Genomic DNA, 26230 nt, shown 5'->3' on the forward strand with positions numbered 1-26230 from the left:
CGCTCATTATTTTAACCGTACGGGGCAGACTGCTGCGAGCTTCTGTTTGCTTCTCGCTTTAAGATCTGGATCCCGTGTGTCTCCAGCACAACGTTTCGGGCCATGGCCTCGCTTGACTCCATATCGACGTAGAGCCTATCATCCAATCGCACCGTTTGCCGTTGACCGCTAAAGTTCATCAGGAATACATAATCAAACATGCCGTCCGTTCGCGCTTGCGCGGTTACGCCTGGAGGAAGCTCCGTGTTCATAGCCTTCTCCAGACCGGTATCTTCCGCTAATTTACTGTAGAAAAGAGTTAGGAAATCCTCCTTCATACGTGTTGCCATATAATAGGCTTGCCCCATGCCTAGCCGATTGACGGTTATCGCAGGCTTTCCCGCGTAGAATTCATCCCTGTATATGCCTATGATCTCGGCACCTTCGGTGTGGATTACCTCGCAGATCTCATGCGATTCAAAGGTTCCTGCTAGTCCCAACGCATGAGACTCGATCAGGGATACCCTATTCGTATCTTGATCGTATAAGCCCTCAATCTCCTCTGCCCATATGCCTAGCGTCCTTCTTAACGGGCCAGGAAATCCCCCCAGATGGCATAGATCATGTTCGTTTACGATCCCTGACCAATACGTCGTAACGAGAGTGCCGCCATTTTCCACGAATTTCTCCAGCTTGCGTCCAGTCTCCTCGGTGCATAAGTAGAGCATTGGCGCTACGATTAACCGATACGGCGAGAAATCTTCTGCTGCTCCAATGACATCTACCGGAATGCCCTGCTGCCAGAATGCCCGGTGATGCATGAGCACGGTTTCCTCATAATGAATGCCCGTATTGCGCGGGCCAGACGCATCGTTAATCGCCCAGCGGTTATCCCAATCAAATAGTATCGCTGTCTCGGAAGGCGTAACCGTGCCTGCAACCTGTGAAATATCCGCTAACGTATGGCTTAGCTCCGTTACGTCCTTGAATACGCGAGTGTGCTCATGTCCGGCATGATCCACCACAGCACCATGGAATTTCTCGCTAGCCCCTCTGCTTTTGCGCCATTGGAAGTATTGCACCGAGTCTGATCCGTGTGCGACCGCTTGCAAGGAAGAAAGCTTATGCATGCCTGGCCGCTTCAGCTTACTGACTGCCTGCCAGTTCGTCGCGCTAGGAACGCTTTCCATCAAGAGAAACGGCTTTCGCTTTAATGATCGGTACATATCATGGTGAAAGGCAAAGGTTGACCCCAGCTCGCTATCGTCTTTATGTTCATGCCACATCGGATAGGCATCCCAGGAAACGACGTCTATAATGGCTGCTAGCTTTCGATAATCCAGGCTGTCGATCATATGCATATTTGTGGTGACGGGCAAGGTGGAATTCATCGCTCTTACCGCTTCGATTTCATGCCTGCAGAAATCGACGGTCCGATCCGTGACAAACCTGCGCCAATCGAGATTATGCCCATGCATCGCGAATTCGCCGTGCGGTGCCGGTGATTCAATCTGCTCCCAAGCCGTAAACGTGCGTGACCAGAACGAAGTCCACCAAGCTAAATTCAGCGATTCCAGCGTTCCGTATTTCACTTGCAGCCATTGCCGGAATTGTTCCTGGCAAAGCTCGCAGTGGCACTCGCCATGGTACTCATTGGAAATATGCCAGCCAATGACCGCCTCGTGGCTCCCGTATCGTTCGGCCAGCTTGCCGTTCATGATGGCTGTCTTTTCCCGGTATACCGGCGAAGAGTAGCAATGGTTATGCCTCATACCATGCAAGTTGCGGACGCGGTTCGCCTCTGTTCGCAGCACTTCTGGATATTTCATGGACATCCACGTCGGCCGTGCCCCGCTCGGTGTCGCTAGCCAAGCATACAGCCCGTTATCTGCAAACGCATCCAACACGCGGTCCAGCCATTCGAATGTAAAGCGTCCTTCCTCCGGTTCAAGCGCCGTCCATGCAAAAATGCCGATAGCCATCACATTGCATCCCGAAAGCTTCATTAGCCGAATATCCTCCTCTAATATACCCGGCGCATGCAGCCATTGGTCTGGGTTGTAATCGGCGCCATGCATGAAGAATGGGATCTTCTCGCTTATTGGCGGGTACTTTTCAGTCATCTGTTTCCGCTCCTTCTACAATCGTCATTTTCTCTCATTAGCTTTATCATAGTTCACGATTCCTTTATACTGATAGGATAGAACGCTCCAATAATCGTACGATCCTAACGTGGAGTTGAACGCCAATGATGCCTTTTTTGCTCGCAGAGTTTGCGAACCGCGAGAAATTTCTACCGCTCTACGTCTGCTGCGTTGGCAGCCATGAACAAAAGCAGCTGACCCGCCCGGTCGGGCATTCAGCGCACCAGCTGTTCCTATCCAGAGGCGGCACAGGCGTTTTCCGTATCGAAGGCTACCCGGATCTCGTCATGACCCCTGGCACGGTTCTTATTCTGCCTGCCAACATTCCGCATTCCTACTTCCCTCAGTTATCCGGCAACGCGATGTGGGACCTAGGCTTTATCGCTTTCCAGGGACAAGCGGCCGCTCCTTTGCTTGAGCAGATGAACGCGTTCGTTCTAAAAGTGCTGCACGCGCCTAATTTCCAAGCTTTATGGAATCAGCTCTCTTCCCTTTGGCATCTCATCAGCTTAAATGGCGAGCATGCCTATTGGGAAACCTCAAAGCTGCTTTACGATATTACGCTCACTTTGCTGGAGGGCCAAACCAAGTTCAATAAGGATTACACCAGCCCTTTGCCCATTTCGCAGCCGAACAGGGCTCTCAATTCGGCTATTAAGCTCATTCATGACCATTACAATGAGCGGTTATCACTCTCGAACGTAGCCAGGGCGGTCGGATATTCCGTCCAGCATTTCCACCGCTTATTCGTCGCAAGCCTCGGCATTACGCCGCAGCAATATATTTTGCAGCTGCGCATGCGCAGCTCCATTCAGCTTTTCCATGACCATCCGGGCATTACGATCGAGAGGGTAGCAGAGCGGGTAGGCATGGATACAAGCTATTTCATTCGCATGTTTAAACGGACGTATGGCTCCACGCCTAAGCAGTATGTGAAGGAGAACGGCAGCCAGCTTCTTTAATAGAAGAATTTAATTCTCATTTCTGGAATCGATCATACAATGTAGTCTACAACGGGGCACATACTAAGGTATAATGAATGAGCAATACATAGAAATATTTGTCAGCTGGGCTCAAATGGATGGATCAATCGTAGTCAGTGGAGGAATGGAATTATGGGATTTTTAGACGGTTTGATGGGAAATGCATCAGAATTGAAAATGGAAGAAGTGCATCGGGAGTTCAATCACTTGCTAGGAAGCACGGAAAACTTCGAGAAGGCGTACAAGCTTATCAGAGATTTGTTTATTTTCACGAATAAGCGGCTTATTCTCGTTGACAAGCAAGGACTCACAGGAAAAAAAGTCGAGATCCATTCTTATCCGTATAAGAGCATCACGCATTTCAGCATCGAAACAGCAGGCACATTCGATATGGATGCCGAGCTGAAAATTTGGATTTCGGGAGCGTCGGCGCCTGTCGAGAAAAAATTCAATAAAAGCCTAAACATATACGAGCTGCAGAGCGTTCTCGCCGATTACGTAATGAGATAAGGAATGGGCCACTCTTTCTCGGTTTTATAAGCTAGATAAGCATAAACAAAAAGAAATGCTGCCGGCTCTGACTGCCGATAGCATTTCTTTTTGTTTGTTCCGCCTTTCCTGTTAAAGCAGCATCCTTTATGTTCGGCGCATATAGGCACGAACCGTAATCGGAGCAAAGATCGCCACAATGACGGCTGCACCGATCAGGGAGATGCCGAGATCCCAACCTACGTGGCCCGTGTTGGCAAGATCGCGTACCGCCGTAACAAGATGCGAAACCGGATTAATGTTAACAAACCACTGCAGCCAATTGGGCATCGTGTCTACAGGCACGAATGCATTGGAGAGAAACGTTAGCGGAAACAGTACAAGCATGGATATCCCTTGCACGCTTGAAGCCGTGCGTGCAATGACGCCAAAAAACGCGAATATCCAGCTGATTGCCCATGCGCACACTATGACGAGGATGCCTGCAAGCGCCACATGCTCCAGGCCGCCTTCAGGCCGATACCCCATAATATAGCCCATCGTAAAGGTAAGAACCGTCGCAATGGTATACCGAACGGTGTCTGCAAGCAAAGCTCCCGCGAGCGGGGCAATGCGTGCAATGGGCAATGACTTGAATCGGTCAAACACGCCTTTATCCATATCCTCGCGCAGCTGGACACCCGTGACGATAGAGGTGGTAATGACCGTCTGTACAAGGATGCCGGGAATGATAACGGGCAAATAGCTACCGATATCGCCCGATATCGCTCCGCCAAAAATATAGGTGAACATTAAGGTGAATATAATGGGCTGGAGCGTAACGTCGAACAATTGCTCTGGCGTACGCCGGATTTTAAGCAGGCCGCGGTAAGCCATCGTCAGCGAGTTTCGCAACGTCTGCCCGAAGCTTGTATAGTTTTTCAGTTCTCGCTCCGCGCCTGGTTTAATGGAAGTAATGGCATTCGTTCTCATATGCTTGCCACCTCTGCTTTCTGTGGTTCACTAGGCGAGGAACCCGCGTCCTCCTGCACGCCATGGCCTGTGATCGTTAGAAATACCTCATCCAAAGTCGGCTTCTGCACGCTGATCTCGGCCAGATGCACTCCTCTTTCGCGCAGGGCGTTCAGTACGTCAGTAACCACGTCCACATTGGTAATCGGCGCAGTCATTTTTTCGGTTTCTTGCTGCGATACCTTTAGCTGAATACCGAGTACCTTCTCAATAGCATTGCGCGCGACTACTGCGTCATCCGGATTCTGAACTCGCAATTGCAAGGAAGAGCTGCCTACCGATGCTTTCAATTCATCGACTGTCCCCTCTGCAGCGACCTTGCCGCGATCGATAACCGCAATCCGGTCGGCAAGCTGGTCCGCCTCTTCCAGATATTGCGTTGTAAGCAGCACAGTCGAACCCGTCTTCACCAGCCGGCGAATCGTATCCCACATCTGCGCACGGGTTCGAGGGTCCAGACCGGTTGTCGGTTCATCCAGAAAAAGCAGCGGCGGCTGTGCAATCAGGCTTGCTGCCAGATCCAGCCTGCGCCGCATGCCGCCTGAGAAGTTTTTGAGCGGCCGCTTCGCTGCTTCCGTTAATCCAAACTCTTCAAGCAGCTCCCCTGCTTTTTTCCGTGCCTCGGCACGTCCAAGCCCGAGCAGCCGCGAGAAAATAATCAGGTTCTCGGTAGCGCTGAGAGACTCGTCAACTGAAGCATATTGCCCCGTCACGCCGATTAATTGACGTACGATCTGCGATTCCTTTACGACATCATGACCGAAGATCGTTGCCGAACCCGCATCGGGCCGAAGCAATGTTGCCAGCATTCTAATGGTCGTCGTCTTGCCTGCTCCGTTCGGGCCAAGCACGCCATAAATCATCCCGGCGCGCACGTTCAGATCCACATGATCCACCGCCCGGAAGCTGCCGAACGTTTTAACAAGCCCGCTCGCTTGGACCGCCCAATCACCATTGTTAGGCTCTATCTTCTTCTTGAGTCCGTAATCCATTGCCATTCCTCCATTATGTGATGATGTAGTCATCCTAACTCACCTATTTAAACGGAATATAAACGACATGCTTATGAACAAAAAAAACCACATGCAGCCTAAACCCGCATGTGGTATTCGCTCACCGCTCCTCCTCTTTCACATCATGAAGATAGGCCATTGCTTCCGCTCGACTTGCAACATTCAGTTTTTTGTATATTGCGCTTAAATAATTTTTCACCGTACCCGTTGTTAAAAACAATTCAGAAGCTATCGCTTGGTTGGAACGCCCTTGTTTCAACTGGATGACAATATTCCGCTCCCGTGAAGACAAGCCGTTCAACCGGTCGTCCTGCTGTGGATCAGCATAAGAATCCGTTGCTTCCTTCACTGATTGTTGTTCAATTTGTTCAGAGAAACGCAGTGCTTGCACAAGCCTGGTTTGAATGCGGCTGGGATAATTGATTCGTCCTTCTAAGCAGTCCTGGACAATCGAGAAAAGCTTCTTCGTCTCGATACCTTTCACTAAAAACCCGCTGGCACCGTGACGTATCGCCTCCCATATGTATTCCTCATCCTCGAACGTGGTTAGAATCAACACTTTTATATCAGGAAATTCCGATTTGATCTGCTTCGTCGCTTCCAATCCATCGAGCTTAGGCATATGAATGTCCATCAAGACGAGCTCAGGGCGATGCAACCGTACTTGAGCGATCGCATCCAATCCATCGCCGGTCGTAGCTACTACGTCATATTCCTCCTCCATGCCGAGCATAGCCGCCAATCCATCGCGAATCAAAGGCTGATCGTCTGCTATCAGAATGGTTCTTTTTGAAATGTTAATCACTCCGTTCCATCGGTTTCGTTGGGAAAGGGATGCTTATATCTAATGTGACACCACCCGCTGATGTATCGTTCATAATCATTAGCTCACCGCCAATCTCCTTCACCCTCTCGCTCATGGCCTTCAAGCCAAAGCCGGGGGCAAAGTGGGAAGGGGCCTTGCCATTATCAGATAGCCTGAACTGGATATGCCCATCGCGATAATTCAGCAAGAAATGAAAAGCGGTGCTGGCGCCATGCCTAATGCCATTTGTCAGCCCCTCTTGCAAAGCCCGGTATATCGTTAACTCCGTCATTGGCACTAAATCTGGCAGACGCGCGTCAATCTCGCAGGTAATATTCACCTGTGTCTGCAGCTTCGTTTCATCGATAAGCTTCATAAGCTCGGGTATGAAAGGCTGATCCAGCCTATGCTCATGAAGCAAATGCACGGAGCTGCGCACATCGTCCAAACCGCTGCGAATATACCCCTTCGTTCTATCGATCATATCTTTGGCTATGGCATAGTTGTTTTTCTCTATTGCATAGGTTGCTGTTTGCAAGCCCGTTAATGCCGCTGTTAATGTATGTCCTACCGAATCGTGAATTTCGCGCGAGATTCTGGTCCGTTCTTGTAATTTTGCTTTCTTTTCCAACTCGATAGATGCAATTCGCAGCTGTTCATTGTCACTGACCAACTGATTTTTTTGCTGAACAGCCATTTTGGCAAGCAGGCTTATGCCAAATATCGCAAAGTATTCGACGATACGCGGCAGCAGATAGAATATCTCTTGAAAAGGTGGAAATTGACGATACACCAACAGGCCTAAAACGCAGCTAACGTAGCTTGCCATAGTAAAGAGCAAAGAATGGCCTCTACGGTGATGAAAGCTGAATTCTCCAACGAGGACTAAAATATAGATTTGCGCAAAAAAGCTTTCCGACCCTATCGAAATCAAAGAAGCCAACGACAGCTGAACGATTAAACATAGCATGCCGACCTTGCTTTGCAGATTGACCTTCAAGACGTAGTTCCGAACGGAAACCGTTAATACGTACGCGCATAATAGTAAAAATAGCCCAGCAGAGTATTGATTGGTATGAAACAACAAGCAAATTGTTGCACCGATTACGATGATAAACAAAATGTGAGTCATTCTTTGATTTAATTGAACATCCATATTAAGTCCCCGCAGAACATGATAGATTTACCAAACATTCTATCATAAACATGACTTTAGTCATATGGATTAGCATGATTCGCCATAATTCTACGGAATAATTGTCTTTTTAGTGAGCTTCTTCATCTAGAATAAGTCTTAATCATTATTTATAATGGATAAAAGCAAGGTGAAATGAGACCTTTGAACTACTTATGCAACAGCTCCACTCATCCGCCGTGAAACAAAAATTAGCTATTTATTGGAAGAACCAAAAGGATTGGACCTTACTTATCTTCTGCAGATGAGAATAAAACTTCAAGGGAGAACCTAACGACATGCTATGGATACTCTGGAACGTATTAGGCGGCTTCCTGCTCCTCTCAAGTATTTTTTTCTCCATCCGTTTGATGCTTGAAAGCAAGCATAATAGATGAAACTCACATATGAAGACAAGAAAACATCACATGAAGAAGCGATAGTCAAAAAATGCGGAGCAGCAAATGATGCCTTGGAGCATTCTGCTTCACTAAAGCTGAACCGCGCAATGGAAGAATTTGCACGGACTTACCGCCTGACGCAACGGGAATCGGAGATGCTCAACTTATCCGTTATCCATGGTTTTTCTAATCGCGAAATTTCCGAGAAATGCGTCATCAGCGAAAAAACGGTCAAAAACCATCTGGCCAATCTCATGAATAAGATTGGTGTTCATTCCATGCGGAAATTGTTCTCCATGCTGCTTCACCATGCACTATCCTCAAAGAAAAATCATTCAGACGTCTAACCGTTTCGCGCATATCGTCCAAGCTCCTGTACTCCTGCCAGCCAACAGCCACGGACCAAAATAGAAAATAGCGGCACAGGAATAGATACCTGTACCGCTATTCGTTTATCTTCTACTTCTATCTGTTTTCAACAAGCTATCATACCAAAGTGCTTATTTCGATTGGTCCTTATTCTCCCATGCAGCAAGGCCAAGCGCGAGTGAGCCGCACAAGCCCGCATTGTCGCCAAGTCCAGGCAAAACGATATATTCGTTCAATCCGGTCAACAGCTGCGCTGCGCTGACGTAACCATTTAGATTTTTGCTTACCTCGCTACGAATCATTGGTAGCAGCTGCTTTTGATGCATAACGCCTCCGCCTAGAATGACCCGCTCCGGCGAGAGCATCAGAATCGCGCTTGTCACAGCTTGACCTAGATAATAAGCCTCCATCGCCCACGCAGGATGATTAGCATCAAGCTCGCTGCCCTTCACTCCCCAGCGCTTCTCAATCGCAGGACCTGCCGCCATCCCCTCCAGGCAATCGCCATGATATGGGCAGTTCCCCTCATAGCGGTCGTCTGGATGGCGTCGCGGCAATATATGTCCGCCTTCCGGATGAACTAAGCCATGAACCAGCCTTCCTTCGGAATAGACGCCAACCCCAATTCCTGTCCCGATCGTGAAATACACGCAGCTATCCAGTCCCTGAGCAGCGCCCCAGACTGCTTCTCCATATGCTGCGGCATTAACATCCGTATCCCACCCGAACGGTACATGAAATTCACGCTTTAGCGTATCCAGAAAGGGATACCCCGACCAACCTGGCTTTGGAGTCGTCGTAACGCTGCCGAACGTCGGGCTCTTACGGTTGATATCAATCGGGCCAAAGGTGCCAATGCCTATCGCTTCCGGGTTTTTATTTTTAAAATAGGAAATAACCTGCTCCATTACCTGTTCAGGTTTCTCCGTCGGAAAGCTAATCCGGTCCTCGATCTCACCGCTTTCGTTCCCGATCCCGCATACAAATTTCGTGCCGCCTGCTTCAATTGCTCCAATTCGCATGAGTACGCCTGCTCCTCTATTCGTATTTACGCCTTAACGTAATCGTTTTTCTGATTATAGAAGCTTCGTTCATTTCTCGTCAACCTTTCACGCTCCTTCGTTTCGCCCTACCTATCGTCAACTAGATTCCTTCTGCGAAAGGAGTATGCTTCCTTCTATCGAAGTGTATAGGGAGATGGTGTTCACTCATCCAGAAGGGATTATATCTATGACAATAACGATTAGAAATGTGGTTGATGCCATCCGTTCCTCCGTCCGTTTTATTGAGAATACGGTCGATGGATTGGAGTTTGGCTCCCCCGATACGGAAGTACGCGGAATTGCGACGACGTTTATGGCAACCCAGCAGGTCATTGATCAAGCTTTGTTATTAGGCGTGAACTTGCTTATTTCCCATGAAGCCGCCTATTATAGCCATCGAAAGATCGACGGGCTGCTGATCGGCGATCCGGTATATGCGAACAAAACAAAGCGATTGCAGCAGGCGGGGCTTGCTATCTATCGACACCATGACTATTGCCACAGAGCACAGCCTGATCCGATTATGATCGGCCTGCTTCAAGATTTGAAGCTGGAAGCCTGCGTAGAGGACATGCTGCCTACAGCTGCTGTAATCCGTATACCCGGCGAAATGCGTGCCGGTGAGGTTGCCGAATATGTCAAAGCAAAGCTAGCTATCCCCTATGTGCGTTTAGCCGGCGACCCGCACATGATTTGCAGGCGCATTGGCATCCTTGTAGGCTACAGAGGCGGAATAGCTAACGCCATCCCGCTCTATCGCGACAAGGGAGTTGATTTGATCATCTCCGGTGAAGGGCCTGAGTGGGAAACACCCGAATACGTGAGGGATTCTGTCAGTCAAGGCATTCCAAAGGCCTTAGTAAGCATCGGGCACGCAGAGAGCGAAGAGCCCGGCATGCGTTATCTGGCCGAACAGCTGAGGAACGCATACCCGGGACTGCCTGTTCACTTTATGCCGTCTAAGCCGGTATTTCATGTGCTGTAAGACGTCCCTCATCACTTTACATCTATTTTCTCTCCTCCTACATTGACCGCATCTGACGCATTCATCACCGTCTTTAGTGATCAAGACGAACTAAACCCGCCGGATATTCGGCGGGTTTTAATTCGGCAGCATTGCTTTTACACATACGCTCGAACAGACTCTACTTTCTTTTTGCTCACCATGTCAATGAAGGCTTGGAAAAGGTTCGGAGGGTACTCAGCAATCCGGTGGCAAAGATACAAATACCATTCATGGCCATAAGTCACATAAATTCGTACGGGATACCCCTCAGCTTTCAGCCTGCTGCCGAGGTCCGGGCGGATGCCGTACAACATCTCGAACTCTGCACTTGAGTTGATCAGCCATTTCTGCGCAAGGAGTTCTTCAACGATGCGTTCATCATGTGTGGCAATTGACACGCGATGCCCATGGCGAATCGAGCTCTCAATAAGCTCGACATACCGATCATTAAGTTCGGAAGAACGAGGAATCACGCAGTCATCCGGTTCTTGGTAAGCGCCTTTGACGATCCGGATTCGACGAGGCGTGGCGTGCAGAGCGGCCAAATCCTGAGGCGTTCTTATTAACTGCGCCTGCAACGTTATTCCGATATTCGGATACGTTATGACAGCCCGTTCATAAATAGAGAGAATCCTCTCCGTCTTCGAGGATTCCTCCATGCTAATGAATAGCTCAACGCCAGCCTTCTGTGCTTGATAAGCTAGATTCATGAGATGCGAAAAAGCTAGCTCGGTATCCAGCAAAAGTCCGATATGCGAGAGATCGAAAGATACTCGCGCCGACACCCCATTCTGGCCAACATCATGAATCAAAGCCAGCAGCTCCATAGCTGCTGCCTCGCATGCAGAGGCATCGGCCGTGTTTTCCCCAATATACTCAACGGATGTCTCGTAGCCTTTGGCGACAAGCTTCTCTGCTGCTTCGAGACCATCTTGACGCGCTTCACCTGCGACATACCTAGCAGCCGCAAGCTGCAGCATATGCTTCAGCTGCGGTGTATTCTCCGCGTAAGACTTAAGATCTGCACGTCGAGCCATTGTTTTGAGCGCAGCGGTAAATGATCGATCCAATTCTGTTCCAAGATACATGGTTCTACCTCTCCTTCTTTCAAGTAAACCTAGTTTACAAGCTAGATAGGAGACGGTATTGTAAAATATTGCTCAAATTCAAAGAGATAACGCGTATTTTTGCGGGGTTGTCCCCACTATTTTAAAAAAGGCTTTCGCAAAGTGACTTTGGTCATAAAAGCCTACTTCTCCCGCTACATCGGCAATGGGTCTTTGCTTCGCCAGCTCTGCCTTAGCATGATTGATTCTTAGCAGGATTTGATAAGCATGAGGCGGAAGATGGCTCCATTTCTTGAATAACCGTACGAGATGAAATCTGGTAATACCCGTTTCATTCTCCAGCATCTCTAATGTAACTTGCTCGGCAAAATGCGCGTGCAGATATTCTTTTATGCTTTTGACATATTTTTGGTCGTTGCTGCACGGGACTTTATGTTCGAGATCGGAAGCATTGTGGCTTACGAGGGCATGTAGGAGCTCGACTACGATCGTTTCAATTTCAAGAGGTGTGCCTTTTCTAGCGATTGCATCCATCGTACGGTTTAAACGCAAACGGCAAGCTTTGTTTTTACCCTGTTCCAGCAAGTAAGGGATATAAAGCCGATCAATCTCTCGCTGCTTCAGCCCTTGAAACCATTCGGGCTTGATATACAGCATTTTGTACTCCCAATCTTCAGCTTCTTGAGGCTGGCAAGCATGTATCATCTTCGGCGGAAAACTGATCAGTCTCCCCTCTTCAACCTGAAGCAGCTTTCCGTCGCACCAAGCGTTCGTTGTCCCTTTGTCAATCAACCCAATCGAATATTCCTCATGGAAATGCTTATGATAAGCAAGATCGCTTCTGCTGCTGTGCTTCGCTTCCAAAAAAGGCAGCAATGGATCGCGGTGAAAGGCCACTACTGACATAAAGATGCCCTCCTATTTATTCGGATTTACCGACTTCGCAGATGTTGTCCGCAGCAAAACAAATTGTTTGGCGAGATAAAGCGGCGTATACGGCATATCGTTGCGAAGCCAAGCGATAATCGTACCGATCAAAGCCGAAGATCCATACCAAATGGCAATGTCCTTCTGAATATTCAACGAAGAACGAACGGAATCGATCTCCTTTTTTTCAATTCTATCGGTTACTAATCCCGCAAGCAGCTTTAACAAACGGTCAGAAAAGATCGTCGTTCGATGCGTGGCGAGAATGACCTTGTAAAATTTCGCGTGCTTGGAAAGATGCTCGAGCAGATTCACGAGCAATGGCCAAGACTCCTCCTCGTTCGAATTCGGATTCAGATGAAGCGGCGTATCGTTCAGAACCTGTTGAATGTCCTCGACCATCTCATCAGCCATTTTCTCCAGCATATCCGGAATATCCCGATAGTGCAGATAAAAAGTAACACGATTGATGGTGGCACGTTCTGCCAGCCGGTTGACCGAAATTTTCTCAATATCGATTTCCTGCAGCAGCTCAATAAAGGCGTCCCTCAGCAATTGTCGCGTTCGCACAATACGAGGATCTGTTCGCGGTGTTGCATGCTCCATATCTTTCTCCTTTCTGATTACAAACTACACATTCCGTCATTTCGTAGAACATTTCAAAGATAAGCCACAAATATACTTTAGTTGTAAAGTAATTTACACTTTCCGCAAATTCTGTCGCTTGTAAACCTATCGATTCTGCTTATAATCTAATTTATACATTGTCCATTATATAACACAGTGTAAATTAAGTACACAAAGAGAGAAGATTGGAAAGGATGGCGTACATTGAGTAAAAGCATGGCAGAAAACAGCAGCTCGATAAAAAAGGGGCCGATCTTGTTCATTATGATTTTGGGTGCCTTTCTAGCGACGCTGAATCAAACCGTTATGAGCGTTGCTACCCCCGAATTAATGATGGATTTCAACATTTCGGCCGCAACTGCACAGTGGTTGACTACGGGGTATATGTTGGTAAACGGCGTATTGATACCGATCACGGCTTATTTGATGCAGCGATTTACCACGCGCGAGCTTTTCCAAGCTTCCATGTTTATCTTTCTTGCCGGAACGATTGTATCGGCGCTTTCGTCAAGCTTTCCAGTCCTGTTGACAGGCCGTTTGATTCAAGCAGCCGGCGCCGGCATTATTATGCCACTGCTCATGACCGTTATTTTAACGCTCTTTCCTCCGAATAAAAGGGGAGCAGCGATGGGCATGGTTGGTTTCGCTATTATTTTCGCCCCCGCCATTGGACCAACGCTTGCCGGTTATATCCTAGAACATTATAAATGGGAAACGATGTTTTACGGCATGATTCCACTAGTTGTTATTGTAATCATTTGCGGGTTTATTTATCTAAGGAATGTCTCAGAGCGCATTCATGCAAAAATTGATATCATGAGCGTCATCCTGTCTACAGTCGGATTCGGTGCTGTGATGTATGGCTTCAGCCGAGCAGGCAGCTTAGGCTGGTCTAGTGCTGAGGTAATCACGTTCCTGATAACGGGGATTCTTTCCCTCGTTCTATTCACCTGGCGGCAATTAAAATCCGATAATCCGCTTCTGGATTTGCGTGCTTTCAAATACAACATGTTTTCGCTTACTACCGTCATAAATATTGCGGTTACGATGGTTATGTACGCGGATATGATGCTGCTTCCCCTTTATTTGCAAAATGCCCGAGGCTTTACGGCTCTGGAATCTGGCTTATTGATGTTCCCGGGCTCGCTGCTTATGGGCCTAATGATGCCAATTACAGGCAAGCTGTTCGATAAGTTCGGAGCCAAATGGCTGTCCATAATTGGAATGGCGATTACGATTATCACTACTCTAGGCTTTATTAATTTGACGGACGCAACCAGCTATTCCTATCTGGTCCTTATGTCGACAGGCCGTCGTTTCGGTATGGCCATGCTCCTCATGCCTATCACGACCGCTGGTTTGAATCAGCTTCCAGCTAGGCTGAATGCGCATGGCACCGCCATCTCCAATACCATCAAGCAAGTAGCAGGTGCCGTGGGTACCTCATTGCTCGTAACCGTAATGACCAGTCGTACCACCACTCATATGCAGGAGTTGCTGACATCAGGCGGGACTGAAGGAGCAACGCAAGCGCAAATGGTTACAGCAGCTTCCATTCAAGGCATCAACGACGCCTATCTCGTTATCGTTGGAATTGGCATAGTCGGCTTGCTGCTTTCCTTCTTCATTAAGCGTGCGGATCAACCCGTTGTTGAAGAAACGAAAACGAAATTAAAATTGGCAATCGTCAAAGAAACATAAAGATTGCGCAGCGTATTCAGCTGTCCAAGCTTTTTCACGATCTACATTCCCTTCTTTCCATGCTATATCTGAACTACTATACACAAAATACGAGAAAGAAAAAAAGCTCCGTTTTAAAGCATTTACTTTCAATTTTTAATGTTGACAGCAAAATACTAGCTTCTGGAGCACCTTTTCCAATAACTAAATAAAAAACGAGCCAACTCGAAGGTTGGCTCGTTTCTTATTTACTGTAACTATCGCCCATATTTCGCAATTCGAACGGATTTGTCGGGATTCGCTGCTATCTTTCCGACAAAATCTCCTTCACATACCCCGATAATGCTTTGGCCGCATGCTGGTGAGCTAAGATGCCTGGATGGTTTCTTGCGCCTACGGTTTCATCCGTGGTAGTCGGAAGCTGGAATACGGACACCTTGCGATCGCCCGATTTCTTCGCATATGCATCCACGGCGCGGCAAATTGCGGGCATCATCGGAATTCCCAGCATGCCGTATGCCCATACGATATGCGCGTCCTTGTTATATTTTCTAATTTTCACGAGAAAATGCTCGGCTGCCCGTTCAAAAGCTTGAATATCCTCTTCCATGTAGCTGCCGTCTTCATTGAGCCGTTGTTTATGGGTTTCTCCCGTTAACTCATCTCTCCATTCCGGCGTACGGAAAGCACCGCCGTCATTTGTACCAAGATTGACGACTACGACATCCGGCTGCCAAGCGGCAAAGTTATTTTCTTCAAACGCGCCTAGAGCCTTATTTTTTTCTCCGGCAAGAAGACCGCAAACCTGCTCATAATAGTCGGGAATATTGGCATGCGGATTATTATCCCAGCTTGTCAGCACGCCCCATCCGCTTTGCGAGATAATCCGGTATTCCGCGTTCAGCGCCTCTGCGGTTATCGTGCTGTAATTATGAATCGCGCTAAACCACATCGGAATCCAATCCTCTTCGGCTTTTGCCCCTACGGCGCCTTCGCCGGAGGTAATGCTGTCTCCGATGAACTCCAGCTTATAAGGCTGGTCCTTCACTGGCATAAATTCGCCGTCGCTCTTCACGGCATGGATCTGCAGCGAACTGCCCGGATCCGCGTTCATCGCCTGCACGTCTTTTACCACCCGCACGTTTTTTAAAGCGTTCCCATTCATCCCCCTAAATAAGCAAACCCAGTACCTTCCGGCTATTAGCATCTGTCTGCTTACGGGGACCTCGTTAATTAAAACGCTCACCCAAGGCTCGTAATGATCATAATCAACCTCAACTTCAATCCATAGCTCTGAACCTGTAACATTGCATTCAATTGCGCTTCCCGTCCAAAACAACGTTAAAGGAGAAAGGTTACCCGTCGTTCGGCCATGAACCTTTATATGCTCGGTCTCTGATAGCAGATGCACCTTCAGTCTAGTATCAATCATTGATTTTCCCTCCTCGTTCCTCTCATTTGACAGATGAATCCATTATACTTTCATTGACGCGGCAACTTCTACTTTTAATATCGTTGGGCGTCTAGCCCAAAATAAAAGACAGAGGCTGGGGGAAACTCCCCCTGCCTCTGCTCACGCGTACGGTTGATGCTTATATGCTTCATTATCGAGCCCCAGCCCATGCTTCTACGCTCACATCTGATTACGCTTTGCCAAGAAAGCGCCAGAAATTCCGGTTCAGCAAATCGTCCAGGTCTCTTTGAATTTCTTCTTCCGTCACGCTCCACCCGCTGTGATGCAGCTTCTCGTATTTATCTGCGAGCACATTCCCGATGATTTTTCTGGAATGTTCCCATTTATAGATTAACTGCTCGAAGACGCGGCAATCAGAGTGCTGCGGAATCATCGAAGTGCCCAGAAGCTCTAAACGGAAACGCGTCATTTCTTCGACCATTGACTCGATGTGAAGAAACCACCAGCAGCCGAAAATCATCAAATTGCGGAATTTCCGGGCAAGCACCGTGAGTTCATGCTGGTTTTCTCTTGCCAGCATCGTGATAAGAAACTTCTGATCGGGATATTGGCGGCATAACGCTTCCACTGAGGAAACGTCGGCTTGCATGCTCATATCCCCAGCCAATCCAAGCGAGGGGTTCACTTTTCTTCGAACGCCGATCATGAGTGCAAACGGAATATTTTGCTCCTGGCATACCGGAATCATGACCTGATCTATCATTTTGTTTCGATGGTCATCCGCTGGATATTTGAAATCGCCTGGCATAGAAACCGCAAGGTACAGAGCGTCCATGCGAATGATCCATTCCGATAGAAACCGGCGTGTTTCCTCTTTTGTTCGCTCTGTCCACTCTGCCTGTACGTCATAACCTAGGCTTTGAAGCTCGTTTACGGCATGTGGCCAGTCATTTAGCAATGTATCCACACGCAGCGCAGCGTAAAAACGGGGGTCCGTTTTACCTTTGCCGGATTGCCAGACAGGACGTTCAGCAGCGTCAAACGGGTCGTTTGTCATGACGATTTTCTCAATTCCCGCAATCTGCATGACCGTATTTACTTGCTCGTGCACCGTGCGCTTCTCAAGTGCCTGACGATAATCGTCCAAATTCCGCGAGGAAACGTCAAGCCCTAGCCGCTTGAGAATCGTAATGAAGCCGGATGCCGCTTCGCTTACCGGTGAATGGTCCAGGAAAAGAAGCTTCCAGATCCAGTCCGCTTGCTCCCTTTTGGACATGGACCAGAAGTGGCTGTATTCTTCCTCCGACCACCGGAAGGATTCTGAGATCAAATAATGGTAGGTCAATAAATCATCAATGCCCCATAATAGCAAATCTCCAAATTCCGGCGCATACAAATGCGTATGCATGTCGGTAACCGGCGTGTTAAGTGCCAAACGTTCAACCGTCTTCCTGAGATCAATTAAACTCAAATCCAGCTTCGTGTTCATGATCAATTCCCCTTTGCTAAGTTATTCCGTTCATATGGTTATGAAAAAGGCTATTGCACATTCGATAGATAACAACGTTGGTAAAGATGGCCAACATGCTTCTCTATTCAAGGTACATGAAGCCTGCTAGGCTAGATTCCGATTTTTATTCATTGAGCTGCTTATAAACTTCGCGGTATACCGCCTCCAGAGGAACGCCGAACGATCTTGCGGCTTGGGCAGCATCCTCGTATTCCGGCGATTGGCGCAGTATTTTTTCTCCTTCAAGAGCCTGTTTCACTCTTACCGGTCCGAAAAGCGTTTCCGCCTGAACCCACCGGCGCGCAAGCGCCCTGCGCTTCCATTCGGTCCTGCGTACGCCGAACGTCGATGTTTCTGCAAGCATCGTCTCCTCGCAGCGCGCGCTGCTTGCCGGATGGCATAGTACGGTGACAAGGACGCCGGGACGGTTCTTCTTCATATAGACCGGCGTATAATACACATCCAGAGCTCCCGCTTCGAACAGCCTTTCCATTGCAAAACCAAGCGTCTCACCGGTTGAATCATCCACCTGCGCTTCTAGTACGACTATCGTTTCATACCATGCTTTTTCTTGCTCCTGCTCGTATAATACCGCTCGGACAACGTTAGGATGCTCGAAGTTTTTTGTGCCTGCGCCGTATCCGATTCGCTCAATCGTTCCCGCGGGCAATGGCCCAAAGCCTGAGGCAAGCGCTTTGACGATCCCTGCGCCGGTCGGCGTCGTCAATTCCCCTTTAGCCGTGAACTCGGCTAATGGGACCCCGCGCAGCAGCTCTGCCGTAGCAGGAGCCGGAATCGGATATAGACCGTGAGCCATACGTAGCTTGCCCGTTCCTGTTGGCACGGGAGAAAAGATGATCGTCGAAGCATCCAGGCTCTCCAGTGCAAGACACACGCCAATCACATCCAAAATGGAATCCATCGCCCCTACTTCGTGAAAGTGAACGTCGGCCGGGTCCATGCCATGAATCTTGCCTTCCGCATCTGCTATTAATCGAAAGATGGACAAGCTTCTCTCTTTCACGCGATCCGGCAGAGCTGAAATCCGGATCATTGTTAAGATGTCCGACGCTTTTCGATGTACATGCGAATGGTTATGGCTGTGATCGCGTGGATGGTCATGCTTGTGATCATGAGTATGCGTTTGCATATGATGGTCATCATGGCTGTGATCATGTTGATGGTTATGTTTATGGTCACGCGCATGATTATTGGCGTGGTTATGGTCATGCTTGTGATCGTGGTCGTGATCATGTTGATGGTCATGCTTGTGATCGTGGTCGTGATCATGTTGACGGTTATGCTTGTGATCGTGGTCATGATGAAGTTTATAATCAGGTCCCTCACCATTCTCACTATTATCAAAGCTGAGCTTCAGCCAGTTCGCGGTTATACCTCGTCGGTCTACCTTAACGAACTCCATCGTGAAAGGATCGATCGGCAGCTTTGATAAGTGGTTAACGATGTATTTCTCGTCTGCGCCCAAGTCAACGAGTGCGGCCAGCGCCATATCTCCTGCGATGCCTGAAATACAATCCAAATAGACCGTTCTCATGTTATGTTCCCTCCGCTACCAGTTGTAAAATCATTGCTGCTTGAAAGCCTGCTCCGAAGCCGTTATCGATATTGACTACCGTCACGCCCGCTGCACAGGAGGTCATCATCGCCAGCAGCGTCGTAATTCCTTGAAGATTGGCGCCGTAACCAACAGAAGTCGGTACCGCAATTACCGGCCTGCGCACAAGCCCTCCGACAACGCTGACCAACGCGCCTTCCATCCCTGCTACCCCAATGACGACGGATGCTTCCCGTATCCGTTCCTTATGGCTAAGCAGCCGATCAATGCCCGCTACTCCGACGTCGTAAATCCGATCGACCTCACAGCCCATCCATTCCGCCGTTCCTGCCGCTTCCTCTGCTACCGGTATATCCGTAGTCCCGCCGGTCAGCACCGCCACTTTTCCTGGGAGCTTGCGCGCGGATTGGCCCAGCGAGATCAGGCGCGATCCATTCTCATAGCGTGCCTCAGGATACTTCGCCATTACCCGCTCCGCCATCTCGGCTGTTGCCCGCGTGACAAGCGCTCTGCCATGAATCTCTACGAGCCGAGTGAAGATCGTCTCCACCTGATCCACCGTTTTCCCCTGTCCAAAAACGACTTCCGGATGACCTGTCCGCTCATATCGACCCACATCCAGCTTGCAAAATCCAAGATCCTCGAATTCGTTCATATCGCGGAGCCCCCAAGCTCAAGCACTTTATTCATACTCCCGCTGCGGTAACCGGCAAGATCCATAGCCACATAGATAAAGCCTAGCTCTTTCAAACGGTCCGAAATAACGGTTGCGTGACTAATGAGCTGCTCCATCGCTCTCGGTTCTACTTCGATCCTCGCGATATCGCCATGGCTCCTGACCCGAATTTGCCCGAAGCCTAATGAACGAATATAGCGCTCGGCTTCTCCGACACGTCCAAGCTTCTCAATCGTAATCGTCTCGCCGTATGCTATCCGTGAAGAGAGACACGCAAAAGATGGCTTATTCCAAGTGGGCAGTCCATGCTCACGAGACAGATCACGGATTTCATCCTTATAAAGACCCGCTTCCTGCAAAGGCCCCCGCACGCCCCGTTCCTTCGCCGCCTGAACGCCAGGCCGATGCTCATTCATGTCATCAGCAATGAGCCCGTAGACGATCTGACGATAAGCTCCTTCGCGAACGAATGGCTCAATATGCTCGAATAAACTCTTCTTACAGAAATAGCAACGGTTTGCATTATTCTCTTTGTAGCCAGGAATGCTTAATTCAGACGTCTCGATCACATTATGTGTCGCCCCGATGCTCTTCGCCAGTTGAATCGCCGCCTCAAGCTCTTCCGTTGGATAAGTTTCCGAGTCGGCCGTAACCGCCAAGACCCGCTCGCTTCCCAGCGTTTTAATTGCCGCATCCAGCAGAAAGGTACTGTCTACGCCACCTGAGAACGCGACCACAACCGATTCCATTTCCGTCAAAATAGTCTGCAGCCTGCTGTATTTATCATGCATAGTAATGACACCGCCTCCAGTTTAATTCATTCAACCGACGTATGCTGCAGCTTCGATATTTCCCTCATGGGCTCTTTCAATCGATCGTATAAGCTTAAATATAACGGCAATATTTTTTGATAAAGCGCATGATAGGCCAGATCAGGCTCATAAAGGCTGCCCTCCTGCTCCATCCACCTCAGCAGCGGACCATTGCAGCCATCCATGGCGTATAACCCAAGCTGAGCGGCTCCAAGCCCTGAGCTTTCTACTGATTCGGGCACCCTTACGGGCACGCCAAGCATGTCTGCCAACATCTGGCACCATAGGATAGAACGCGCAAATCCCCCGGAAGCTCTTACCTCTCTTGGCCGTTGGCCTGCTTGCTTCATTAAAGACACGATTGCCGTAATCTGATATAGCACGCCCTCCAATGCCGCGCGAAGCATATCCGCCTCCTTATGCGCCAGCGTCAACCCGAACATGACTCCTTTGGCCTCGGCATCCCAGAAAGGGGCCCGTTCTCCCGACAAAAGAGGCAGAAAAAGCAGGCCGTTTGATCCAGGAGGAACGGCAGCAGCCAATGGCAGCACCTCGTCTATCGATTTCCCCGGGTATAGACGATCCGAAATCCACCTCGCCACGATAGCGCCATTGTTCGATGGACCGCCTACAATCCAATGGTCATTCGTCAACGCGTAGCAGAACAGCTTTCCTTCCTCATCGAAGGTAGGCTGTTTCACGGTAGTCCGCACCGCTCCGCTCGTGCCGATCGTAACGGCAAGTACGCCTTCCTCTAATGCGCCTATCCCCAGATTAGCTAATACTCCGTCCTGTGCGCCAACAATGAACGGCGTATCCGCTGCAAGCCCCATGCGATCAGCCGCTTGCTTTTTGAGCCCAGTCATTCGCTCGGTAGACGGTACAAGCCGTGGCAATTGATCCTCGCGAATGCCTGCTACCAATAACGCTTCCTCATCCCAAGTTAACGTTCCGAGATTAAACAACCCGGTAGCGCTTGCGATCGAATGATCCATCAGCATGATTCCGAATAGCCTATTCAAAACATATTCCTTTATCCCTACAAAATAATGCGCGGATTCGAACAGATCCGGCCGCTCCTCTCTCATCCATACCAGCTTGACGAGCGGTGACATCGGATGGATCGGCGTGCCTGTTCGCGAATAGATCGATAAGCCCGATCCATCCTTTATTAACCGTTCTGCCTGTGCCGAGCTGCGCAGATCCGCCCAGGTGATGCTCGGCGTGAGCGGTACTCTATTTGCATCTAGCAGAATTAGGCTGTGATTGGCTGAGCTGAAAGAAACACATTTTATTTGGCCAGCCACTTTTCTTGCAACTTGGCCAACACTATCCATAACAGCCTCGCAGATGACATCGGGATCCTGCTCGGCATAGCCTTGTATGGGCGTGTGAAGCGGGTATTCGATGGAGTGGCTGCCAAGTATCCGTCCGTTCAGGTCGACTGCCAACGTCTTTGTGCTAGTCGTTCCGATATCTATGGCGATGACGATTTGGGGATCCGTATTCATTTCGGCAAATATCCTTCCTCATCGAACTTCCACTCATAGGGCCCTTCCAAAATCTCGATACGCGGATTTTTTTTTGCCTCTTCAAGCAGCGATTCGGAAATCTCGATCGTACCCAGATGCAGCGTATCCCGAATGCGTACCAGCTTACACGTTGTATAATCTAGAATGTTACAGGTTTTGATCGCAGCCTTAATGGCATCACGGTCATTCTCGAGCGTTGTCGCTTGTTTCGTCGGCGCACAGACCGTAGAGGTTAAGCCATTCGCATATGTAGCAGGCCAATCTGTCTTGCTTACTAATCTGCTTGTCGTGAAATCGGCTGTGCCTACCCCGTTTGCATTGCCCTGGGACTCTGGCGTTAGATCGAGAACAACCATTTTGTTCACCTCAGGGCCACCATGCGCGTAAGGCGTCGGATACCTGCCCGTAATATTCGGATCCGCTCCGTCACCGCTGATGTTTTTACCGATATAGTCAATGACAAGAACGTCGAGATCGGTGAAAAAGATTTGTGGGAGCCGGCTTTTCGCTTCTATTAACAGCTCCTTCTCCCTTTCCTCCATCGTATCCGTTCCGAGTACTTCAACCCGGCAGATTTGGTCATACGCGTTTTCTACGATAGCGACCCCGAACCGGATGGGCAGCTTATTAATCATTACCCGAGCCATTGCCGGTACATTCTCGGCCATATATTTGAAGCCCAGCTGATGGCAGGCTTCTGCTCCTTTTTGCTTGCCTAGTCCGATCGAGATCATTTTTAACATGCCGCTTTCAACCGTCCCGCGAAAAGCCGTATGCGGTTTTATTCGGTTGATGACAATAATCGCATCCGACTCCGTAGCGGTGATTCGATCACAATAAATCGGCAACCCATTCGGCAGCCGATCAAGCTCTACGACCTCCATTGACGAACGGACCGGGCAGCCCATTCGCTCCTCGTCTATGCCAAGATGGGCAAGCACCTCCGTTTGCCCTTCTGCTGTCGCCCCTCCATGGCTTCCCATGCATGGCACAATGAAAGGCTCCGCCCCGATTCTTTTCAACTCGTCAATAACGGTCCTCGTTAGCTCGTCGATCCGAGAAATCCCCCGGCTTCCAACGGCCACCGCAACCTTCTGCCCCGCAGCAATCCCAATCATCGCATCTGCGGTACGCAGCCGCGCGGTCAACTCTCCAATGGGGTCCGCCAGGATCGTGTCATCGAACGACTGGCGAATTTTCACCAGCTTCGGAATCGGCGTATGTTCGACTAATCTGCGCAGTAAATCACTCATATCGTCATCGCTCCAAATCCCCCGTCAACCCGGATCATGGCTCCGGTGACAAATGATGATGCTTTGGCTGATGCCAAATAAACGATCGTGCCCTTCAGCTCCTCCGGATCTCCGAAGCGGTTCATTGGCGTATGCTTCATAATCGATTCCACTCGATCAGGCGATAAGATTTTCTTGTTCTGCTCTGCCGGGAAAAAGCCAGGTATGATCGCGTTAACTCTTACCTTGCTTGGCGCCAATTCTCTGGCTAAATACTGCGTGACGCTATTTACTCCCGCTTTCGATACGGAGTAAGTAAATACCCGCGAGAGCGGAGGCGCTGACGATACGGAAGAAATGTTGATAATGGAGCCGCCTTCCCCCTGCTCGACCATTTGTTTGCCAAAAACTTGGCTGGCGAGCACGACGCTTTTGAGATTAACATCCATAATTCGATCCCATTCATCCATCTCGAGATCAAAAAATGGTGTCGCGCTATTCGTCCCCGAAGCATTCACGAGCGTATCGACACGGCCGCCCCATTGAAGCACATCATTCAAAACCGACTGCAGCTCCGCTTTTTGTGTCGCGTCCGCCTTCAAAGCCATTGCCGTTCCGCCATTGCGTTCAATCTGCTCGCAAACGAGCCGGGCCTTCTCCATGTCTCTGCCGATGACCGCCACTTTCGAGCCCGCTTCTGCAAGCGCAGCAGACATGGCACTGCCTAATACGCCGTTTCCCCCAATAACAACCGATACGGTATTGTGTAATTCAAACATGAATAGGCCACCTTTACATTCAAATTAACAACGTTGTTATTTTATGATATCCGAATAATCCGTTGCTGTCTATACGATAAATATGACGCTTTCATTTGCAAAAAAAGGATTCTGTGATAAAGTGAACGTCATCAATTAGAACTCGGACTAGTGCCTTCCGGAGGGAATCCATGGTAACGATTAAAGACATCGCAGACCGAGCAGGCGTCAGCTTCTCCACCGTCTCCAAGGCGCTCAGAGATAGCCCGCTCGTACAGAACAAAACAAAACAGCATATCCTTTCGATTGCAAAGGAAATGGGCTACCAGCCAAACCTTGCTGCACGAAGCCTCGTCTCCAGAAAAAGCGGGGCGATTGGCGTCGTTTGGCCATCTATTGAACGTGCAGCGCTTTCCTCTCTCATTACGAAGATCAATGAACAGCTTGAGAAAAAAGGGTATATTACCCTACTCTCGATAAGCCACTTGGAATCAGCGGTAGAAATTTTCCGCCGATACCAAGTAGATGCCATCCTCGTCTTTGGAGACAGAGAGAGCATTTCTAGCTTTAACAGCATAAGCCCGCTGCAGATCCCTATCCTCACCTACGGCGCTGCCGGGTATACACCATTCTCCACAGTAGACGTGAACCGAGGCCAAGCCGTTCGTCTTGCCGTTCGTCATTTGGCTGGGCTGGGGCACAAAGATATCGCTTATATCGGCGAACCCGAGACACAAGATCCGTTGCAGACGGTCAAGATCGAAGCCTTTCGTGACGAAATCGTCCGTCTGGGCCTGCAGGTCAGAGACAACGCGGTTCTACAGATGAACGGCTTGGAGTTTCACGATGGATACCTGGCCGCACGCGCGATGCTGGGGCAAACGCCTCGACCTACAGCCGTCATCAGCGGCGGCATCGATCTGACACGCGGCATTCTTCGTGCCATAGGGGAGCATGGACTAAACGTGCCGCAGGATATTTCCGTTGTTAGCTATGACAATCTGCCTCAAATGGAAGACATCGGCGTACCGATGACAGTCGTAGGCGTCGCCATAGCAACCATAACCGCACATATTACAACGGCCATTCTCGAGCTAATCGATCAGCCCGAATCGCTTAAAACGGTATACTTGGAACCAGAGCTGGTTGTCCGCGCATCTACTTCTCAGCTGCTAATGGAATGAGCAGTAATTTAGACATTCATTAACATTTTTTGCCGCCTAAAGCGCAGCTGTTACACGAAATCTTTGCTACTAGCTACGCTACATAATTGGGCCAGTCCCTAGGTTATACAGCAAGCTGCGCTTTCGAATGTTCTTCCGGTCGCCATTGCTCGGGGATTCCTCTTTGATAGCTGCGCTGCATAGATGAAGCCCCTCCTAGGTTATACAGCAAGCTACGCATTCGAATGTTCATCCGATCGCCATTACTCGGAGATTCCTCTTTGATAGCTGCGCTACATAGATGAGGCCCTCCTTGGTTATACAGCAAGCTACGCATTCGAATGTTCATCCGATCGCCATTACTCGGAGATTCCTCTGAATCAACCAGCTAAGGTAGGAATCCCCTCACAAAAGCGAACGCTAACGCTTCTCCAGAATCATTCGAATTGCTCCGCCTGCCATTAACCTCTCTTCTACATGCAAAAAAACACAAATAAAAATGAAGCCTATCCTTATTAAAATAGCGGTGCCGTCTAACTATTTTTTTAAAAAAAGATTTTTTATTTACATTCCTGATGGTGGAATCGTTTTTCACTATGAGCGTTGATTCTTCAGCCAGCTAACGCATGAAGTCTTTGCTAGCTGCGCTGCATAGATGAGGCGCCTCCTTGGTTATACAGCAAGCTTCGCATTCAAATGTTCTTCCGATCGCCATTGCTCGGGGATTCCTCTGAATCAACCAGCTAAGGTAGGAATCCCCTCACAAAAGCGAACGCTATCGCTTCTCCAGAATCATTCGAATTGCTCCGCCTACCATTAACCTTTCTTTTTACATACAA

23 protein-coding genes are annotated in these 26230 nt (G+C 49.1%); 6 read left to right on the forward strand and 17 right to left on the reverse strand.

The window, feature by feature from the left end; translation table 11 throughout:
• Positions 1–11: 11 nt before the first annotated feature.
• Positions 12–2102 (reverse strand): beta-galactosidase, encoded by a 2091-nt coding sequence (locus AC0YN3_RS19230; RefSeq protein WP_475776587.1) that lies wholly within the window; start codon positions 2100–2102, stop codon positions 12–14.
• A 125-nt stretch (positions 2103–2227) separates the two neighbouring features.
• Between AC0YN3_RS19230 and AC0YN3_RS19235 the strand changes: the two genes are divergently transcribed.
• Positions 2228–3085 carry an AraC family transcriptional regulator gene (locus AC0YN3_RS19235; protein ID WP_475776588.1) on the forward strand — a complete coding sequence of 286 codons (858 nt, stop codon included), beginning with the start codon at positions 2228–2230 and terminating at the stop codon, positions 3083–3085.
• 153 nt (positions 3086–3238) lie between these two features.
• Positions 3239–3616 carry a PH domain-containing protein gene (locus AC0YN3_RS19240; RefSeq protein ID WP_475776589.1) on the forward strand — a complete coding sequence of 126 codons (378 nt, stop codon included), beginning with the start codon at positions 3239–3241 and terminating at the stop codon, positions 3614–3616.
• Between the two features lie 126 nt (positions 3617–3742).
• Here the strand turns inward: AC0YN3_RS19240 and AC0YN3_RS19245 are convergent, their stop codons facing one another.
• The 4 genes from AC0YN3_RS19245 to AC0YN3_RS19260 form a co-directional block, all read right to left on the reverse strand.
• Positions 3743–4567, reverse strand: coding sequence for an ABC transporter permease (locus AC0YN3_RS19245; protein ID WP_475776590.1), 825 nt, complete (start codon positions 4565–4567; stop codon positions 3743–3745).
• On the reverse strand, positions 4564–5598 hold the full coding sequence (locus AC0YN3_RS19250) for an ATP-binding cassette domain-containing protein (protein ID WP_475776794.1): 1035 nt from the start codon (positions 5596–5598) through the stop codon (positions 4564–4566). The genes AC0YN3_RS19245 and AC0YN3_RS19250 overlap by 4 nt, the downstream gene beginning before the upstream one ends.
• A 121-nt stretch (positions 5599–5719) precedes the next feature.
• On the reverse strand, positions 5720–6424 hold the full coding sequence (locus AC0YN3_RS19255) for a response regulator (protein WP_475776591.1): 705 nt from the start codon (positions 6422–6424) through the stop codon (positions 5720–5722).
• Positions 6417–7580, reverse strand: coding sequence for a sensor histidine kinase (locus tag AC0YN3_RS19260; protein WP_475776592.1), 1164 nt, complete (start codon positions 7578–7580; stop codon positions 6417–6419). Before AC0YN3_RS19260 ends, AC0YN3_RS19255 begins: the two co-directional genes overlap by 8 nt.
• A 412-nt stretch (positions 7581–7992) precedes the next feature.
• Here AC0YN3_RS19260 and AC0YN3_RS19265 point away from each other — a divergent pair, with 412 nt between their 5' ends.
• Entirely contained in the window at positions 7993–8346 is a 354-nt protein-coding gene (locus AC0YN3_RS19265; protein WP_475776593.1) for a response regulator transcription factor, read from the forward strand.
• Between the two features lie 153 nt (positions 8347–8499).
• On the opposite strand, the gene AC0YN3_RS19270 is transcribed toward AC0YN3_RS19265, so the two are convergent.
• Positions 8500–9390: an ROK family protein gene (locus AC0YN3_RS19270; protein ID WP_475776594.1), complete on the reverse strand. Its 891-nt coding sequence runs from the start codon at positions 9388–9390 to the stop codon at positions 8500–8502.
• A 208-nt stretch (positions 9391–9598) separates the two neighbouring features.
• Here AC0YN3_RS19270 and AC0YN3_RS19275 point away from each other — a divergent pair, with 208 nt between their 5' ends.
• Positions 9599–10396, forward strand: a complete 798-nt coding sequence (locus AC0YN3_RS19275; protein WP_475776595.1) for a Nif3-like dinuclear metal center hexameric protein — start codon at positions 9599–9601, stop codon at positions 10394–10396.
• A gap of 137 nt (positions 10397–10533) precedes the next feature.
• Here the strand turns inward: AC0YN3_RS19275 and AC0YN3_RS19280 are convergent, their stop codons facing one another.
• The 3 genes from AC0YN3_RS19280 to AC0YN3_RS19290 all read right to left on the reverse strand — a co-directional run bounded on the left by AC0YN3_RS19280 (position 10534) and on the right by AC0YN3_RS19290 (position 13017).
• Positions 10534–11505 (reverse strand): proline dehydrogenase family protein, encoded by a 972-nt coding sequence (locus AC0YN3_RS19280; RefSeq protein ID WP_475776596.1) that lies wholly within the window; start codon positions 11503–11505, stop codon positions 10534–10536.
• Positions 11506–11583: 78 nt separating this feature from the next.
• Positions 11584–12390, reverse strand: coding sequence for an AraC family transcriptional regulator (locus AC0YN3_RS19285; protein WP_475776597.1), 807 nt, complete (start codon positions 12388–12390; stop codon positions 11584–11586).
• A 12-nt stretch (positions 12391–12402) separates the two neighbouring features.
• Positions 12403–13017, reverse strand: a complete 615-nt coding sequence (locus AC0YN3_RS19290; RefSeq protein WP_475776598.1) for a TetR/AcrR family transcriptional regulator — start codon at positions 13015–13017, stop codon at positions 12403–12405.
• Positions 13018–13254: 237 nt separating this feature from the next.
• On the opposite strand from AC0YN3_RS19290, the gene AC0YN3_RS19295 reads away from it, so the two are divergent.
• Positions 13255–14739 (forward strand): DHA2 family efflux MFS transporter permease subunit, encoded by a 1485-nt coding sequence (locus AC0YN3_RS19295; protein WP_475776795.1) that lies wholly within the window; start codon positions 13255–13257, stop codon positions 14737–14739.
• 283 nt (positions 14740–15022) lie between these two features.
• Here the strand turns inward: AC0YN3_RS19295 and AC0YN3_RS19300 are convergent, their stop codons facing one another.
• The 8 genes from AC0YN3_RS19300 to AC0YN3_RS19335 form a co-directional block, all read right to left on the reverse strand.
• Positions 15023–16150, reverse strand: a complete 1128-nt coding sequence (locus tag AC0YN3_RS19300) for an SGNH/GDSL hydrolase family protein (RefSeq protein ID WP_475776599.1) — start codon at positions 16148–16150, stop codon at positions 15023–15025.
• Between the two features lie 211 nt (positions 16151–16361).
• Positions 16362–17621, reverse strand: a complete 1260-nt coding sequence (locus AC0YN3_RS19305; RefSeq protein WP_475776600.1) for a glucuronate isomerase — start codon at positions 17619–17621, stop codon at positions 16362–16364.
• Positions 17622–17766: 145 nt separating this feature from the next.
• A complete protein-coding gene (gene larC, locus AC0YN3_RS19310) occupies positions 17767–19197 on the reverse strand; it encodes a nickel pincer cofactor biosynthesis protein LarC (protein ID WP_475776601.1) in 1431 nt (476 codons plus the stop codon).
• Position 19198: 1 nt separating this feature from the next.
• Positions 19199–19873 carry a nickel pincer cofactor biosynthesis protein LarB gene (gene larB, locus AC0YN3_RS19315; protein WP_475776602.1) on the reverse strand — a complete coding sequence of 225 codons (675 nt, stop codon included), beginning with the start codon at positions 19871–19873 and terminating at the stop codon, positions 19199–19201.
• The gene (gene larE, locus AC0YN3_RS19320; protein WP_475776603.1) at positions 19870–20685 is read right to left on the reverse strand and encodes an ATP-dependent sacrificial sulfur transferase LarE; all 816 of its coding nucleotides are present in this window, start codon (positions 20683–20685) and stop codon (positions 19870–19872) included. Before larE ends, larB begins: the two co-directional genes overlap by 4 nt.
• A gap of 26 nt (positions 20686–20711) precedes the next feature.
• The gene (locus tag AC0YN3_RS19325; RefSeq protein ID WP_475776604.1) at positions 20712–22217 is read right to left on the reverse strand and encodes a gluconokinase; all 1506 of its coding nucleotides are present in this window, start codon (positions 22215–22217) and stop codon (positions 20712–20714) included.
• Positions 22214–23491: a nickel pincer cofactor-dependent isomerase, group 22 gene (locus tag AC0YN3_RS19330; protein WP_475776605.1), complete on the reverse strand. Its 1278-nt coding sequence runs from the start codon at positions 23489–23491 to the stop codon at positions 22214–22216. Before AC0YN3_RS19330 ends, AC0YN3_RS19325 begins: the two co-directional genes overlap by 4 nt.
• Positions 23488–24249, reverse strand: coding sequence for an SDR family oxidoreductase (locus AC0YN3_RS19335; protein WP_475776606.1), 762 nt, complete (start codon positions 24247–24249; stop codon positions 23488–23490). The genes AC0YN3_RS19330 and AC0YN3_RS19335 overlap by 4 nt, the downstream gene beginning before the upstream one ends.
• Before the next feature lie 170 nt (positions 24250–24419).
• On the opposite strand from AC0YN3_RS19335, the gene AC0YN3_RS19340 reads away from it, so the two are divergent.
• Positions 24420–25412 (forward strand): LacI family DNA-binding transcriptional regulator, encoded by a 993-nt coding sequence (locus AC0YN3_RS19340; RefSeq protein WP_475776607.1) that lies wholly within the window; start codon positions 24420–24422, stop codon positions 25410–25412.
• The last annotated feature ends 818 nt before the right edge of the window (positions 25413–26230 follow it).

This window comes from Paenibacillus sp. J22R232 (assembly GCF_056269165.1).